Origin of the sequence: Sphingomonas sp. Leaf10, assembly GCF_001421245.1 — a bacterium.
Lineage (GTDB): Bacteria > Pseudomonadota > Alphaproteobacteria > Sphingomonadales > Sphingomonadaceae > Sphingomonas.
The window spans coordinates 166,046-179,302 of record NZ_LMKE01000002.1; the positions used below are offsets into that span (position 1 = coordinate 166,046).

17 protein-coding genes are annotated in these 13,257 nt (G+C 66.5%); 9 read left to right on the forward strand and 8 right to left on the reverse strand.

Annotated elements, in window-relative coordinates; translation table 11 throughout:
• Together ASE59_RS05470 and ASE59_RS05475 are read right to left on the reverse strand one after the other, a co-directional pair.
• The coding region (locus ASE59_RS05470; RefSeq protein ID WP_156359894.1) for a DUF3291 domain-containing protein at positions 1 to 435 on the reverse strand (435 nt) is incomplete at its 3' end.
• Positions 432 to 998, reverse strand: a complete 567-nt coding sequence (locus tag ASE59_RS05475; protein ID WP_056453329.1) for an HNH endonuclease — start codon at positions 996 to 998, stop codon at positions 432 to 434. The genes ASE59_RS05470 and ASE59_RS05475, both read right to left, overlap by 4 nt.
• A 56-nt stretch (positions 999 to 1,054) precedes the next feature.
• Here ASE59_RS05475 and gluQRS point away from each other — a divergent pair, with 56 nt between their 5' ends.
• Genes gluQRS through ASE59_RS05505 form a run of 6 tightly spaced genes read left to right on the forward strand, consistent with a single transcriptional unit; the run spans position 1,055 to position 5,826 of the window.
• Positions 1,055 to 1,954 (forward strand): tRNA glutamyl-Q(34) synthetase GluQRS, encoded by a 900-nt coding sequence (gene gluQRS, locus ASE59_RS05480; RefSeq protein ID WP_056453544.1) that lies wholly within the window; start codon positions 1,055 to 1,057, stop codon positions 1,952 to 1,954.
• A gap of 9 nt (positions 1,955 to 1,963) precedes the next feature.
• Positions 1,964 to 2,191, forward strand: a complete 228-nt coding sequence (locus ASE59_RS05485; protein ID WP_056453332.1) for a twin transmembrane helix small protein — start codon at positions 1,964 to 1,966, stop codon at positions 2,189 to 2,191.
• A gap of 4 nt (positions 2,192 to 2,195) precedes the next feature.
• Positions 2,196 to 2,762, forward strand: a complete 567-nt coding sequence (locus ASE59_RS05490) for a cob(I)yrinic acid a,c-diamide adenosyltransferase (protein ID WP_056453335.1) — start codon at positions 2,196 to 2,198, stop codon at positions 2,760 to 2,762.
• Between the two features lie 9 nt (positions 2,763 to 2,771).
• Positions 2,772 to 4,028 carry an ergothioneine biosynthesis protein EgtB gene (gene egtB, locus ASE59_RS05495; protein WP_056453338.1) on the forward strand — a complete coding sequence of 419 codons (1,257 nt, stop codon included), beginning with the start codon at positions 2,772 to 2,774 and terminating at the stop codon, positions 4,026 to 4,028.
• Positions 4,028 to 5,002 (forward strand): L-histidine N(alpha)-methyltransferase, encoded by a 975-nt coding sequence (gene egtD, locus ASE59_RS05500; RefSeq protein ID WP_056453341.1) that lies wholly within the window; start codon positions 4,028 to 4,030, stop codon positions 5,000 to 5,002. Before egtB ends, egtD begins: the two co-directional genes overlap by 1 nt.
• Positions 4,999 to 5,826, forward strand: a complete 828-nt coding sequence (locus ASE59_RS05505; protein WP_235515653.1) for an endonuclease/exonuclease/phosphatase family protein — start codon at positions 4,999 to 5,001, stop codon at positions 5,824 to 5,826. Before egtD ends, ASE59_RS05505 begins: the two co-directional genes overlap by 4 nt.
• Positions 5,827 to 5,936: 110 nt before the next feature.
• On the opposite strand, the gene ASE59_RS05510 is transcribed toward ASE59_RS05505, so the two are convergent.
• Positions 5,937 to 6,998 (reverse strand): DUF1176 domain-containing protein, encoded by a 1,062-nt coding sequence (locus ASE59_RS05510; protein WP_056453344.1) that lies wholly within the window; start codon positions 6,996 to 6,998, stop codon positions 5,937 to 5,939.
• An 86-nt stretch (positions 6,999 to 7,084) separates the two neighbouring features.
• Here ASE59_RS05510 and ASE59_RS05515 point away from each other — a divergent pair, with 86 nt between their 5' ends.
• Positions 7,085 to 7,954: a 3-hydroxyacyl-CoA dehydrogenase NAD-binding domain-containing protein gene (locus ASE59_RS05515; RefSeq protein ID WP_056453347.1), complete on the forward strand. Its 870-nt coding sequence runs from the start codon at positions 7,085 to 7,087 to the stop codon at positions 7,952 to 7,954.
• Between the two features lie 42 nt (positions 7,955 to 7,996).
• Here ASE59_RS05515 and ASE59_RS05520 read toward each other — a convergent pair whose 3' ends face one another.
• From ASE59_RS05520 to ASE59_RS05530, 3 genes are all read right to left on the reverse strand, one after another.
• The gene (locus ASE59_RS05520; RefSeq protein ID WP_082458115.1) at positions 7,997 to 8,299 is read right to left on the reverse strand and encodes a YggT family protein; all 303 of its coding nucleotides are present in this window, start codon (positions 8,297 to 8,299) and stop codon (positions 7,997 to 7,999) included.
• 127 nt (positions 8,300 to 8,426) lie between these two features.
• Positions 8,427 to 9,323, reverse strand: coding sequence for an acetylglutamate kinase (gene argB, locus ASE59_RS05525; protein WP_056453353.1), 897 nt, complete (start codon positions 9,321 to 9,323; stop codon positions 8,427 to 8,429).
• A gap of 289 nt (positions 9,324 to 9,612) precedes the next feature.
• On the reverse strand, positions 9,613 to 10,275 hold the full coding sequence (locus ASE59_RS05530; protein WP_056453355.1) for a queuosine precursor transporter: 663 nt from the start codon (positions 10,273 to 10,275) through the stop codon (positions 9,613 to 9,615).
• A gap of 132 nt (positions 10,276 to 10,407) precedes the next feature.
• Here ASE59_RS05530 and ASE59_RS05535 point away from each other — a divergent pair, with 132 nt between their 5' ends.
• Positions 10,408 to 11,682: a NupC/NupG family nucleoside CNT transporter gene (locus tag ASE59_RS05535; protein ID WP_056453549.1), complete on the forward strand. Its 1,275-nt coding sequence runs from the start codon at positions 10,408 to 10,410 to the stop codon at positions 11,680 to 11,682.
• Between the two features lie 107 nt (positions 11,683 to 11,789).
• Entirely contained in the window at positions 11,790 to 12,197 is a 408-nt protein-coding gene (locus tag ASE59_RS05540) for an Hpt domain-containing protein (RefSeq protein WP_082458125.1), read from the forward strand.
• Positions 12,198 to 12,435: 238 nt separating this feature from the next.
• Here the strand turns inward: ASE59_RS05540 and bfr are convergent, their stop codons facing one another.
• On the reverse strand, positions 12,436 to 12,927 hold the full coding sequence (bfr, locus tag ASE59_RS05545) for a bacterioferritin (protein ID WP_056453358.1): 492 nt from the start codon (positions 12,925 to 12,927) through the stop codon (positions 12,436 to 12,438).
• A gap of 102 nt (positions 12,928 to 13,029) precedes the next feature.
• Entirely contained in the window at positions 13,030 to 13,200 is a 171-nt protein-coding gene (locus tag ASE59_RS19015; protein WP_082458116.1) for a bacterioferritin-associated ferredoxin, read from the reverse strand.
• Positions 13,201 to 13,257: the final 57 nt, after the last annotated feature.

Genomic DNA, 13,257 nt, shown 5'->3' on the forward strand with positions numbered 1-13,257 from the left:
CAGGCTGCGGGTCGGCGACAATGACAGCCCGTTGCTCGTACGCGGCGCATCGAACGTCATCGGATCATGCCCGGCGGCGGCATGATGCACCTTCGACACCCGCCCTTCGCCCCGCATGCGGCGATCGGCCTCATTCCAGTCGGGCAGCGTGTCACCGTCCTGCGTCCAGTGGGCGATGCTGGCCTGATCGCACCAGCGCATCAGCTTGGGCATGGCGCGGCGGTGCGGGCCGGAGGTCATGTAGGCGCGCATCGCGGCGGCATCGTCCCACGCGGTCATCGTCCAATAGGCGCGGCCGCGATCGGCGAGCAGCGCGCCGCCGCGATAGCCGCTCGCGCGCTGCACCTGTCGCATCGACAGCCATGTGTCGATCAGGAACCCCGGCAGGAAGCGCGCCGAGCGGATGCGCAGCCGGGTGATGCTGATGAACGTCACGCCTCCAGCTCGACGTCCCAATAGAGCCAGTCGTGCCATGTTTCGTGGAGATGGCCCGGCGGGAAGCGGCGGCCCTGCTCCTGCAACTGCCAGCTGGTCGGGCGGATCGGCAGGACGTGGAGCGGCATCGCCGCCTGTTTGGGCGTCCGGCCCCCTTTGCGCAGGTTGCATGGCGCGCAGGCGGTGGCGACATTCTCCCAGGTCGTCCGTCCGCCCTGTGCGCGCGGGACGACGTGGTCGAACGTCAGGTCATGGGTCGCGCCGCAATATTGGCAGCTGAACCGGTCGCGCAGGAACAGGTTGAAGCGGGTGAAGGCCGGGAATTCGGACGGCTTCACATATTGCTTGAGCGCGATGACCGAGGGCAATTTGATGCGCGCGGTCGGGCTGCACACTTCGCGGTCATATTGGGCGACGATGTCGACCCGGTCGAGAAACACGGCCTTTACCGCAGTCTGCCATGGCCAGACGCTGAGCGGATAATAGCTCAACGGCGTATAGTCCGCGTTGAGCACCAGCGCGGGACAGCCATCGGGATGGCGGAGGCGATCGGGATGGTACATGAAGTCCCCCTCGCGTAAACGTCGCCGCCGATATGATCGGCAACGATGACGGGCACATGACAGCACGGGCGGCGCCCCCAAGTCAAACCGGGGTGGTGGTGACCCGCTTTGCGCCGAGTCCCACCGGGGCGCTGCATGCCGGGCACGCGCTGGCCGCGATCGAATCACACGACCGCGCACGCCGCGATGGCGGGCGGTGGCTGCTGCGGATCGAGGATATCGATGGCGGGCGCAGCCGGCCCGAGCATGTCGCGGGGATCCTGACCGATCTGGAATGGCTGGGGCTGGGCTGGGACGGGAAGGTCGTGTTTCAGTCGGCGCGGATGGCGCTGTACCGTGCCGCGCTCGACCGGTTGCGGGCGCGGAGGCTGGTCTATCCTTGTTTCTGCACGCGCGCCGATATCGCGCGCGAGGTGGCGGCGAGTGCGTCGGCACCGCATGGGGTCGATGGCGTCGTTTATCCCGGCACCTGTCGCGCGATTCCGGCGGACGTCGCGGCGGCGCGGCTGGGCGAACCCCATGCGTGGCGGATCGACATGGCGCGGGCGACGGCGTCGGCCGGGCCGCTCGACTGGATCGATGAACTGGCCGGGCGGGTCGTGGCCGATCCGCTGGCACAAGGCGACGTGGTGTTGGCGCGCAAGGATGCCGGGACCAGCTATCATCTTGCGGTCACCGTCGACGACGCCGCGCAGGGCGTGACCCATGTCGTGCGCGGGATCGACCTGTTCGCGGCGACGCATGTCCACCGATTGTTGCAGGCGCTGCTCGACCTGCCGGTGCCGGTGTGGCGGCACCATCCGCTGTTGCTGGGGCCGGACGGGCAACGGCTGGCCAAGCGCAACGGGGCGCCGACGCTGGCGGCGTTGCGGGCGGGGGGCGTGGACGGACGCGCGCTGGCCGACGATCTGCGAGCACGGCGACTTCCCACTGGATTCGCGCTGGCGAATGCTTAGCTTGGGAGCATGAACACGTTTCTGGTCCTGTTGCTGATCGCGGCGATGATCGCGGTCGTCGTCGCGCTGGTGCGCGGCATCGTGTCCTTCCTTGCCGAAGGAACCGCCGCCGCGCGCGGCGAGGGGCCGAGCGAACAGGCGCTGAAATCGAACAAGATGATGCAGGCGCGGGTGTTGTTTCAGGCGATCGCGATTCTGATCGTCGTCGTCATCCTGTTCATGGCCGGGCGCACCTGACGCGGTGGTCAGGCTGAACAAGATCTACACGCGGACTGGCGACGCGGGTACCACCGGGCTGGTCGACGGATCGCGCGTCGCCAAGGATGCGGCGGTGATGCAGGCGATCGGCGATGTCGACGAGGCCAATTCGGCGCTGGGCGTCGCGGTCGTCGCTTTGGGCGACGGCGAGGATACCGCGTTGCTGCGCAAGGTGCAGAACGACCTGTTCGATTATGGCGCCGACCTCGCCACCCCGCCGGCGATTGCGGGCGCGCTGCGCATCGTGCCCGCGCAGGTGACCGCGCTGGAGGAAGCGATCGACCGGATGAACGCCGATCTGTCGCCGCTGACCAGCTTCATCCTGCCCGGCGGGACGGCGGCGGGGGCGGCGCTGCATCTGGCGCGGGCGATCGTCCGGCGCGCCGAGCGGTCGGTGGTGCATGCTTCGTACGAGGCGGACCTTAATTCAAATTTATTGTCTTACATCAATCGTTTATCCGATTTCCTGTTCGTATACGCCCGCTGGGTGAACAAAAGCGGGGGGGGAGACGTTTTGTGGGTGCCAGGCGGGGTTCACCAGCCGGCATAGGAGCATTCCATGCGAGCGACACCGGTCAACCTGCCCGACCAGGCGCTCGCCACCCGATATAGTAAAGTTCGGACGCTGACCGACGCGCTCGCCGCGCCACTGTCCGACGCCGATGCGACGGTCCAGTCGATGGATGACGCGTCCCCGGCCAAATGGCATCTGGCGCATACGACATGGTTCTTCGAAACCTTCGTCCTGCGCGATCATGTCGCAGGCTATGCGCTGCACGACGAACGTTTCCCGTTCCTGTTCAACAGCTATTACGAGGCCGAGGGTCGCCGCCATGCGCGCGGCCGGCGCGGCATGGTGACGCGCCCCAGCCTCGACGAAGTGCGCGCCTATCGTGCGGCGGTCGATGCCGCGTTGTTGGCGGCCTTGCCCGACCTGTCCGACGATGTGCAGCAATTGGTCTGGCTTGGCTGCAATCACGAGGAGCAGCATCAGGAATTGCTGCTGACCGATATCCTCCATCATTTCAGCGAGAACCCGCTGGAACCGGCGATGTTCGCGCCCGAACCGAAGCGCCCGATAGCGGTGCCGCCGCTGATCGGCTGGATCGAGCATGGCGGTGGCATCGTGCAGGTCGGGCATGGCGGCAACGGCTTTTCCTTCGATTGCGAAGGGCCGCGCCACGACGTGCTGCTCCATCCGCATGCCATCGCCGACCGCACCGTCACCAATGGGGAATGGGCGGCGTTCATCGCCGATGGCGGTTATTCGGACGCGCGGCTGTGGCTGGCCGATGGCTGGGCATGGGTGCAGGCCAACCGGATCGAAGCGCCGCTCTATTGGGAACGCAAGGGCGAGGTGTGGACCCGCTTCGGGCTGGACGGGCGGCGCGCGATCGATCCCGCCGCGCCGGTGACGCATGTCAGCTTCTTCGAGGCCGATGCCTATGCCAGCTGGGCGGGCGCCCGCCTGCCAACCGAGTTCGAATGGGAGGCGGCCGCCGCGGCGCACGACCCGGCGGGCGGCAACCAGCTCGACCATGCCCATGCCGTCGAACCGCGCCCGTCGACCGGCGGTCCGGCGTTCTTCGGCGATGTGTGGCAATGGACCGGCAGTGCGTATCGGCCCTATCCGCGCTTCCGCGTGGTCGAGGGCGCGGTCGGCGAATATAATGGCAAGTTCATGAGCGGGCAGTTTGTATTGCGTGGGAGCTCCTGCGCCACGCCGCGCGGCCATGCGCGCCCCTGCTACCGCAATTTCTTCTACCCCCACCAGCGCTGGCAATTCACCGGCGTCCGCCTTGCAAAGGACCTGTGATGCTGCGTAGCGACGACGTGCCGATGGCGAGCCGCGCCGATCCCGCTTTCCGTGCCGACGTGCTGGCCGGATTGGCGTTGCCGCAAAAGGCGATCCCGGCGCGCTGGTTCTATGACCGCAAGGGGTCGGAACTGTTCGAGGATATCACTGCGCTGCCCGAATATTATCCGACGCGGGCGGAGACGGCGATCCTGAAGACGATCTGCCCCGAACTGGTCGGCGCGGTCGGTGACGGCGTGGCGGTGGTCGAATTCGGATCGGGATCGTCGGTCAAGACGCCGATCCTGCTCAACTGCATCGAACCCGCCGCCTATGTGCCGATCGATATCTCGGGCGATTTCCTGCGGTCGTCGTCGGCGACGCTTGCCAGCCAATTCCCGGGGTTGCCGGTGCTGCCGGTCGAGGCCGATTTCATGCACCCGGTGCCGTTGCCGGACGAAGTCGCGGATATGCCGAAGCTGGGGTTCTTTCCCGGATCGACCATCGGCAACATGGAGCCACTGGCTGCCGGCACCCTGTTGCGCGCGATGCGCGACTGGCTGGGCGAGGGGGCGATGCTGTTGATCGGCATCGACCGGATCAAGGATCAGGGCACGCTGGTCGCCGCCTATGACGATGCGGCGGGGGTGACGGCGGCGTTCAACCTGAACCTGCTCGACCGGATCAATCGCGAACTGGCGGGCGACGCGCCGGTCGACGCGTTCGCGCACGAGGCACGGTGGAACGACGATGCCGCGCGGATCGAGATGCACCTGCGCGCGACGCGTGACGTCAGCTTTGCGGTCGATGGCCGGGCCTTCGCGATGAAGGCCGGCGAGACGATCCATACCGAGAACAGCCACAAATATGGCGACCGCGATGCCCGGCTGCTGCTACGCAGCGGCGGATGGACACCCAGACAACAATGGTGCGGGGACGATGGCGCATTCTGCGTGATCCTCGCCGAGGCGCGGGGGCTGCCGATCGCGCCGTGATCCGGCTGTTCGCGACAGTATTGGCGCTGCTGGCAGTAGTTGCGCCGGCGGGGGCACGCGACCTGACGGTGATGAGCCTGAACATCCGCATGCCATCGCCCGACGACGGCGCGAACCTTTGGGAATTGCGGCACGACCTGACCGTGGCGACGATCCGGCGGGCCGATCCCGATGTGATCGGTAGCCAGGAATTGTTCAGGCGGCAGGGCGACGATGTCGTCGCTCGCCTGCCGAAATATCGCTGGATCGGGGTCGGGCGTAGCGGCGCCGAGCGCGCCGATGACGAGTATATGGGCATCTTCTACCGCGCCGATCGGTTGACGGTGGAGCGCTGGGGCAATTTCTGGCTGTCGGATACGCCCGAGGTGCCGGGCAGCATCAGCTGGGGCCACCCGCTGCCGCGCATGGTGACATGGGCGGTGTTTCGGGAGCGGGACGGCAAGCGGTTCGCGATGTTCAACACCCATCTGCCCTATCGTGCCGAGGACGAGGCGGCGCGCGAGAAGGGCGCGGCGTTGCTGGCGGCGCGTATTCCGGCGATCGCGGGCGATCTACCGGTCGTGGTGACCGGGGACTTCAATACGGTGCCCGACAGTCCGGCCTATCGGCGGATGGCGGAAGGGTTGCGCGATGCGTGGGTTACCGCGCCGGTGCGGACCGGGCCGGAGGCGACGTTCCATGGCTTTACCGGCAAGGCGGACCGGCGGATCGACTGGGTGTTTACCAAGGGGTTCGCGGTGAAGCGCGCGGCGACGATCAATACGCGGCGGGGGGATGTGTTTCCGTCGGATCACTATCCGGTGGTGGTTAGGTTGGGGCGGTAGGGCGGCTTCGCCCTCACCCTTCCGCGGCTGCGCCGCTCCCTCCCTCTCCCAGCGGGAGAGGGAAGGGGTCCGCCCGGCTTAGCCGGGTGGGAAGGGTGAGGGTGTTCGCTTCAGCGAACCAAGCGCACCGTCCATATCCGGATATAGTCGATGTTGCCGCGGCATTCGTCCATCTGGCGCTGTTCGATTAGGCGGAAGCGCTTGCCGTCCCATGCGTAGCGCTGGGTCGTGCCGCAATCGCCCAACCCACGCCCACGCGCGTCGGCGGTGAGGATGCCGTCGGCGAACCCGGCGTTGAACACCAATGTCTGTTCATCGGGCGCATCCCCGGCGGGGGGCGCGTCGAAGGTCGCCGGGACGGCGGCGCCACGTGTCACTACGAACAGCGCGGACAGGACGTTATAAGCACCGACGGTGCAGGGCACGATCGCCAGCGTCCGACCGTTGCCGAGCGGCTTGGTTGAGACGTCGGGCAGGTCGTCGGCGTCGCACGTTGCGGTTTGGCGCATATTGGTGATGAGCAGCGGATCGAGCAGCGCCGCCTCTCCCCGGATCGTTGGCGCGAAGACCACGGGCAGGGCGGCGGCGGGGCGGGTGTCGGGGCGCTTGCCGAGCGCGACGAGCGCGCCGGTGGTGCCGCCTCGGCCCTGTTGCGCGTCGATCCAGCGGAGTGCTGCCGCTGCGCCGGTCAGGGGGAGGGTGGCGACGGTCTTGCCGCCAGCGTCGGCGATGGTGATCGTCCGGCCGTTCGCCAGCTTCCGCGTGACGGCCAAGGCGGGCTCGCCGGAGAGTTCGGTCCAGTCGCCATGCGGCTTGCCGCCGCGGGCGACGGCTTCGCCATCGACGGCGAAGGTCAGCGGCAGGGCGGGTGATGGCCCGCGCAGGCGCAGGGTGACGCCCGCGTCGGGGCCGGAGGCGCGTTCGATCGACAGGGTAAGCGCCGGCGGTTCGCTGTCGTCGGGGACCAGCGATCCCGCCTGACAGGTCGCGCCATTGTCGCAGCCTGCCGCCCAGTCGCCAAAGGTCTTGAGCGGCAACGGCTTGGGCGGCGTCGCGCTGTCGGTCAGCGGCGCGGGCGAGGCGGTGGCGGACGGCGTCGGTTCGGGTGCGGGCGCTTCGTCGTTGCAGGCGGGGAGCAGCAGCGGCAGGGCGAGGGGCAGGAAACGGCGCATGGGGGTGCGATACCGGCATGGACGGCTGACCGAAAGCCGCTATTCCCGCGTTTAGGCTGCGAAGGCGCAACGAGAGGACCTTTGGTATGAAGACGATTGGCGTGATCGGCGCGGGCCAGATGGGGGCGGGGATCGCCCAGGTATCGGCGCAGGCGGGCTATCGGGTGCTGCTGTCGGACGTGTCGGTCGAGCGTGCGCAGGCGGGCAAGGACGGTATCGCCAAGCAATTGGCGCGCGCGGTGAGCAAGGAGAAGATCGCGCAAGGTGATGCCGATGCCGCGCTGGGGCAGATCGAGCCGGTCGGCGACCTGGCGGCGATGGGGCCGTGCGATCTGGTGATTGAGGCGGCGACCGAGCGGGAGGCGGTCAAGCGGCAGATCTTCGAGAGTGTCGGCAAGGCACTGTCGGATACGGCGATCCTTGCCAGCAATACCTCGTCGATCCCGATCACCCGGCTGGCACAGGCCGCGCCCGATCCGGCGCGGTTTATGGGGGTGCATTTCTTCAACCCGGTGCCGGTGATGGGCCTGATCGAGCTGATCCGCGGGCTTGCCACCAGCGACGCGACGGTCGCGGCGGTCGAGGCGTTCGGGCAGAGCCTGAACAAGCGGATCGTCCATGCCAATGACGCGCCGGGCTTTATCGTCAACCGCGTGCTGATGCCGATGCTGAACGAGGCGTGCTTCGCGCTGGGCGAGGGCGTGGCGACGATCGCCGATATCGATGCGGCGTGTCAGCTGGGGCTGAACCACCCGATGGGACCGTTCACGCTGGCCGACTTCATCGGGCTCGACACCTGTCTGGAGATTACGCGGGTGCTGTTCGAGGGGACGGGCGATCCGAAGTTCCGGCCGGCGCCGCTGCTGGTCAAATATGTCGAGGCCGGCTGGTACGGCCGCAAGGTCAAGCGCGGCTTCTATGACTATTCGGGCGAGGAGCCGGTGCCCACGCGGTAAAGGATGGGCGGGGGAGGCGGTGCGTCTCCCCCGGTTCGGACCTTAGATGAAGGTCGCGGCCGTCGCGCGGTAGATCGCCGGCAGGATGATGCTCTGCGTGATGCCGAGCAGGATCAGCACCACGAACGGCGCGAAGTCGAGCGCGCCGAAATCGGGCAGGATTCGCCGCACCGGCCGATAGATCGGCTCGGTCACCGTCATCAGCGCGCGATAGAGCGAGCGGACGAAGTCGTTATGGGTGTTGATGACGTTGAACGAGATCAGGATCGACAGGATCGCCTGCACGATGATGATCCACCACAGGACGTTCAGCAGCACCTGAATGATATCGAGCAGGACGTTCAACGCATGGGGCCTTTCGCGAATGGTTCTCGACTATAGGGACGCGCGGGTCCGGCTCCAAGCCTTTGCCGGTCGGATCGCGGGCGGCGTGTTGCGATAACAACACACGCTGGCGCGATCCGATCCCGCGTCACGCGCGGACCAGCGTGCCTGCACCCTGTTCGGTAAAGATTTCGAGCAGCATCCCGTGCGGCACGCGCCCGTCGAGGATCACCGCCGCATCGACGCCCTGCGCGACCGCGTTGACGCAGGTCTCGACCTTCGGGATCATGCCGCCCTTGATCGTGCCGTCGGCCTTCAGTTCGGCGATGCGCTCGGGATTGAGGTCGGTCAGCAACTCGCCGGTCTTGTCGAGCACGCCCGCGACGTCGGTCAGCAGGAAGAAGCGCGATGCCCCCATCGCGCCGGCGATCGACCCGGCCATGGTGTCGGCGTTGATGTTGTACGTCTCGCCATCCGCGCCGAGCGCGACGGGGGCCACAACGGGTATGAAGCCGTCGCGTGCGAGGCTGTGGAGGATGGTCGGGTCGACCGCGACCGGCGTGCCGACGAAGCCCAGATCGACATGGCGCTCAATCCCCTGGCTGCGGTCGGGTTCGCTGCGGGCGACCTTCTCGGCGGTGACGAGGCGTGCGTCCTTGCCCGAAATGCCGACGGCCTTGCCGCCCGCCTGCGCGATCCACGCGACGATTTCCTTGTTGATCTTGCCCGCCAGCACCATTTCCGCGACCTCGGCGGTCGCGGCGTCGGTGACGCGGAGACCGTCGACGAAGCGCGATTCGACGCCGAGGCGCTTAAGCATCGCCCCGATCTGCGGGCCGCCGCCATGGACGACGACCGGGTTGATGCCGACCTGTTTCAGCAGCACCACGTCCTCGGCGAAATCGCGCGCCAGTTCGGGATCGCCCATCGCGTGGCCGCCATATTTCACCACGAAGGTGCGACCGGCATAGCGTTGCAGATAGGGCAGCGCCTCGGTCAGCGTTTCCGCCTTGGCGAGCATCTTCGGATCGGGAGCGTTGGTCATGGCCGCGCCTTTAGCGGGGTGTCGTTCAAGAAGAAAGAATTGGGTTCACGCGGAGGCGCGAAGGCGCGGAGAAGAAGAAAGGGCTTTTTCGCGCAGAGGCGCAGAGGCGCGGAGGGGGGGCGATCGCTCCGACCGCTCTCCTTCCGGCGAAGCCTCTCTCCCGCTGAACCCGATGAAGGAGAGCCGCAGTCGCGGCGAGCGCACCCGCTCTGCGCCTTTGCGCCTCTGCGCGATCAAACCCTTTTCTTCTCTTCGCGCCTCCGCGCCTCCGCGTGAACCCGAATCCTTCTTATGGCGTCCGATCCAGCCGGCGGCCCAAGCCAACGAAGGCGTAGATCAGCGGTGGGACCAGCACGATCGACAGCGCGACCTTGGCGAGCATCTGTCCGACGACCAACTCGCCGATCGGGAATACGCCGTAAAAGGCGACCGAGATGAAGATCAGCGTGTCGACGATCTGCGACAGGACGCTGGCGATCGCCGCGCGCAGCCACAGCAGCTTGCCCTGCCCACGCTTCAGCCAGCCGAAGATGGTGACGTTCAGCGTCTGCGATACGCCATAGGCGACGATGCCGGCCATCCAGATGCGCAGATTGGAGCGCATGATAAGGTCGAACGCGGTGAGCCGGTCGGCCTCCATGCTAGCGGCGGCGGGCAGTTCGAGGACGATCGCGACCAGCAACATCGACACGAGCAGCGGCAGGAAGCCGAACCAGACCAGATGCTTGGCCCGTTGCGCGCCATAGAGTTCGGCGACCGCGCTCGACACCACGACCAGCAGCAGGAAGGCGAAGATGCCCGCCTCCACCGCCAACGGGCCGATCGCGACCTGTTTGTTGCCGAGCACGCCGGCGATGCAGACCATGCCGCCATAAAAGATCGAGAAGATGAACAGCGCGCGCGGCATGGTGATCGTCGCGGGCGCGGGCGCGGGCGGTACGGGTGTCGTCATGGCCCTTGCTAGTCCCGAAAATGGCCGATGGCAAAAGCGTTTGTCACCGCTGGTCCCCACGCCGCCGCCATGGCATATCGCGACGGTTTGGGGCCGTCCGGACGGGCGGCGGGGCAGGGTAATTCGCTTAACATGACACGTTTCCTCATCGGCATCGCCGGCATCGTCGTGATTCTCGGCATCGCCTTTGCGCTATCGACCAATCGCCGCGCGATCCGGCTGCGGGTGGTCGGTGCGGCCTTTGCCTTGCAGGTCGGGATCGCGGTGCTGGTGCTCTACACGCCATGGGGGAAGGGCGTGCTGGGGTTCCTGTCGGGTGGCGTCGCCAATCTGCTCGCCTATGCCAATGCCGGTACGTCGTTCCTGTTCGGGCCGCTGGCCCGGCCGGAGATTGGCGGAACCAGCTTCGCCATCGCCGCGCTACCGGTCATCATCTTCTTCGCCTCGCTGGTGTCGATCCTCTATTATCTCGGCATCATGCAGCTGGTGGTGCGCTGGATCGGCGGCGCTATCGAAAAGGTGATCGGCGTCAGCAAGGTGGAATCGCTGTGTGCCGCCGCCAACATCTTCGTGGGACAAAGCGAATCGCCGCTGGTCATCCGCCCCTATCTGGCGGGGCTGACCCCGGCGCAGCTGTTCACGGTGATGACCAGCGGCATGGCCGGCGTGGCCGGCACGATCCTCGCGGCTTACGCATCGATGGGCATCCGCATCGATTTCCTGCTGGCGGCCAGCTTCATGGCGGCACCGGGCGGCATATTGATGGCAAAGATCATCATGCCCGACACGCCGCTGCCGCCCGCGGGCGAATTGCCGCTGGGCGATGCCGACGGTTCCGGGCGCGAGGCCCACGCGATCGCGCTGGCCGAGGCGACGCATGACGAGGAACGGCCCGCCAACCTGATCATGGCGGCGGCACAGGGCGCGCAGACCGGTGTGAAGCTGGCGGTGGCGGTCGGTGCGATGGTGCTGGCGTTCGTTGCGCTGGTGGCGCTCGCCAATGGCCTGCTGGCGGGCATCGGCAACTGGTTCGGCGTGGCCGATCTTAGTTTCCAGCGGCTGCTCGGCTATGTCTTCGCGCCGGTCATGTTCCTGCTGAACGTGCCGTGGAACGAGGCAGGGGTTGCCGGCGGGCTGTTCGGGCAGAAGGTCGTGCTGAACGAGTTCGTCGCATATATCTCGTTGCAGGCGGCGGGCGCGCAATTGACGACGCGGACGGTGGCGATCATCACGTTCGCGCTGTGCGGTTTCGCCAATTTCTCGTCGATCGCGATCCAGATGGCGGTGACCGGCAGCCTGGCCCCCAACCAGCGGCCGATGATCGCGAAGCTCGGCATCCGCGCGCTGGTCGCCGGCAGCCTCGCCAATCTGATGTCGGCGGCGCTGGCGGGGTTGCTACTCGCTTGAAAAACGGTCGCTGACAAGCCGACGTCAACCGTCTGTTTACGGCGTTTCAAATACGGTCGCTCGCGATCATGCCGGACGCGGCGTGCAGTTGAGTGACGGGGGCGACCATGAACGACGGACTGATCGATCAGCGGGTACTGGCGCAGGCGCGGGCGGAACTCGGCGCGAATTTCGTCCGCATCCTCGGCTATTTCCGCGAGGACGGGCTGAAGTCGCTGCTGGCGATCGAAAAGGCGATGCGCGAACAGAATGCGGTGGCGATGGTCCTGCCGGCGCATACGCTGAAGGGCGAATCGCGGCAGTTCGGCGCGGAGATGCTGGCCGATATCGCGGAGGGGATCGAGCTGATCGCGCGCAAATGCGTCGAGACGCGCGACGAGCCGACCGAGGCGCTGGAGCATGTGGCGCGGCTGCGCCCGATCTTCAACGCGACCCTTGCGCTGCTCGACCGCGACAGCAACCCGCTGGCGCAGCGTAAGGCGAACGGGTTCGGCAAGCGGCCGGTAGCGCTGTAGGAGCGGCGTTTCCCGATCCTCGAGGCCGGATCGACATTCACGCGAAACGTGACGAAATTGCTCCCCTCCCTGGAAGGGAGGGGCTGGGGGTGGGGCTGCCTGCGAGGGAAGGTCACGCCCGCCAACGGGCCAACCCACCCCTGCCCCCTCCCTTCCAAAGAGGGGAAAGGCTGAATGTCGATTGGCCCCAGGGGAAAAAGAGAGGCCGGTCGCGTCATGACGCGACCGGCCACCCGGATTACAGCCCGTGCTTGTCGTATTCCGACTTGGCGTTGAGCTGGATATAGTTCTGGATGCCCATGCGTTCGATCATTTCGAACTGGGTTTCGAGCGTGTCGACATGCTCTTCCTCGTTCATCAGGATTTCCGCGAACAGATCGCGGCTGACGAAATCGCGGATGCTTTCGCAATAGGCGACGGCTTCGCGCAACTGGGCAACGGCCTCGACCTCGATCGCGAGATCGGCCTTCAGGATTTCCTCAACCGTTTCGCCAACGCGCAGGCGGCCGAGCAGCTGGAAATTGGGCAGGCCGTCGAGGAACAGGATGCGCTCCGCCAGACGGTCGGCGTGCTTCATCTCGTCGATCGATTCGTGGCGTTCGAACTGGGCGAGCTTGTAGACGCCCCAATGGTCGAGCAGGCGATAGTGCAGCCAATATTGGTTGACTGCGGTCAACTCGTTCTTGAGCGCCTCGTTGAGGAATTCGATGACCTTTGCGTCGCCCTTCACGTCGTTCGTCCTTATACTGTGATGGACGGCGCTTACGCGGTTTGACGCGGCAGGGACAGCATCAAAATGGCTGATTTCCGCGGGTTTGCGAAGGTGCGAACGCTACGCAGCCGCGCGTTCGGCGTCGATAATGGCTCGCGCGAACGGAACGCACTGACCGCATTTCGCCTGACATCCGAGCGCCCTGTAGGCCTGGCAGGCGCTGCTGGCCCCGCCGCGCGCCGCCTCCCGTACCGCGCTTTCCCGAATGGCATTACAGACGCATACGACCATGTTCGACCCTCGCTCCGTTGGGTCGATCTATACTGGTACTGCAACTCGTTCGCAATC

What these genes read in the sequence shown, in the direction of transcription:
- ASE59_RS05475 (WP_056453329.1), bottom strand. Translation starts at nt 998, where the DNA reads ATGTACCATCCCGATCGCCTCCGCCATCCCGATGGCTGTCCCGCGCTG.
- gluQRS (WP_056453544.1), top strand. Translation starts at nt 1,055, where the DNA reads ATGACAGCACGGGCGGCGCCCCCAAGTCAAACCGGGGTGGTGGTGACC.
- ASE59_RS05485 (WP_056453332.1), top strand. Translation starts at nt 1,964, where the DNA reads ATGAACACGTTTCTGGTCCTGTTGCTGATCGCGGCGATGATCGCGGTC.
- egtB (WP_056453338.1), top strand. Translation starts at nt 2,772, where the DNA reads ATGCGAGCGACACCGGTCAACCTGCCCGACCAGGCGCTCGCCACCCGA.
- egtD (WP_056453341.1), top strand. Translation starts at nt 4,028, where the DNA reads ATGCTGCGTAGCGACGACGTGCCGATGGCGAGCCGCGCCGATCCCGCT.
- ASE59_RS05510 (WP_056453344.1), bottom strand. Translation starts at nt 6,998, where the DNA reads ATGCGCCGTTTCCTGCCCCTCGCCCTGCCGCTGCTGCTCCCCGCCTGC.
- ASE59_RS05515 (WP_056453347.1), top strand. Translation starts at nt 7,085, where the DNA reads ATGAAGACGATTGGCGTGATCGGCGCGGGCCAGATGGGGGCGGGGATC.
- argB (WP_056453353.1), bottom strand. Translation starts at nt 9,323, where the DNA reads ATGACCAACGCTCCCGATCCGAAGATGCTCGCCAAGGCGGAAACGCTG.
- ASE59_RS05530 (WP_056453355.1), bottom strand. Translation starts at nt 10,275, where the DNA reads ATGACGACACCCGTACCGCCCGCGCCCGCGCCCGCGACGATCACCATG.
- ASE59_RS05535 (WP_056453549.1), top strand. Translation starts at nt 10,408, where the DNA reads ATGACACGTTTCCTCATCGGCATCGCCGGCATCGTCGTGATTCTCGGC.
- ASE59_RS05540 (WP_082458125.1), top strand. Translation starts at nt 11,790, where the DNA reads ATGAACGACGGACTGATCGATCAGCGGGTACTGGCGCAGGCGCGGGCG.
- ASE59_RS19015 (WP_082458116.1), bottom strand. Translation starts at nt 13,200, where the DNA reads ATGGTCGTATGCGTCTGTAATGCCATTCGGGAAAGCGCGGTACGGGAG.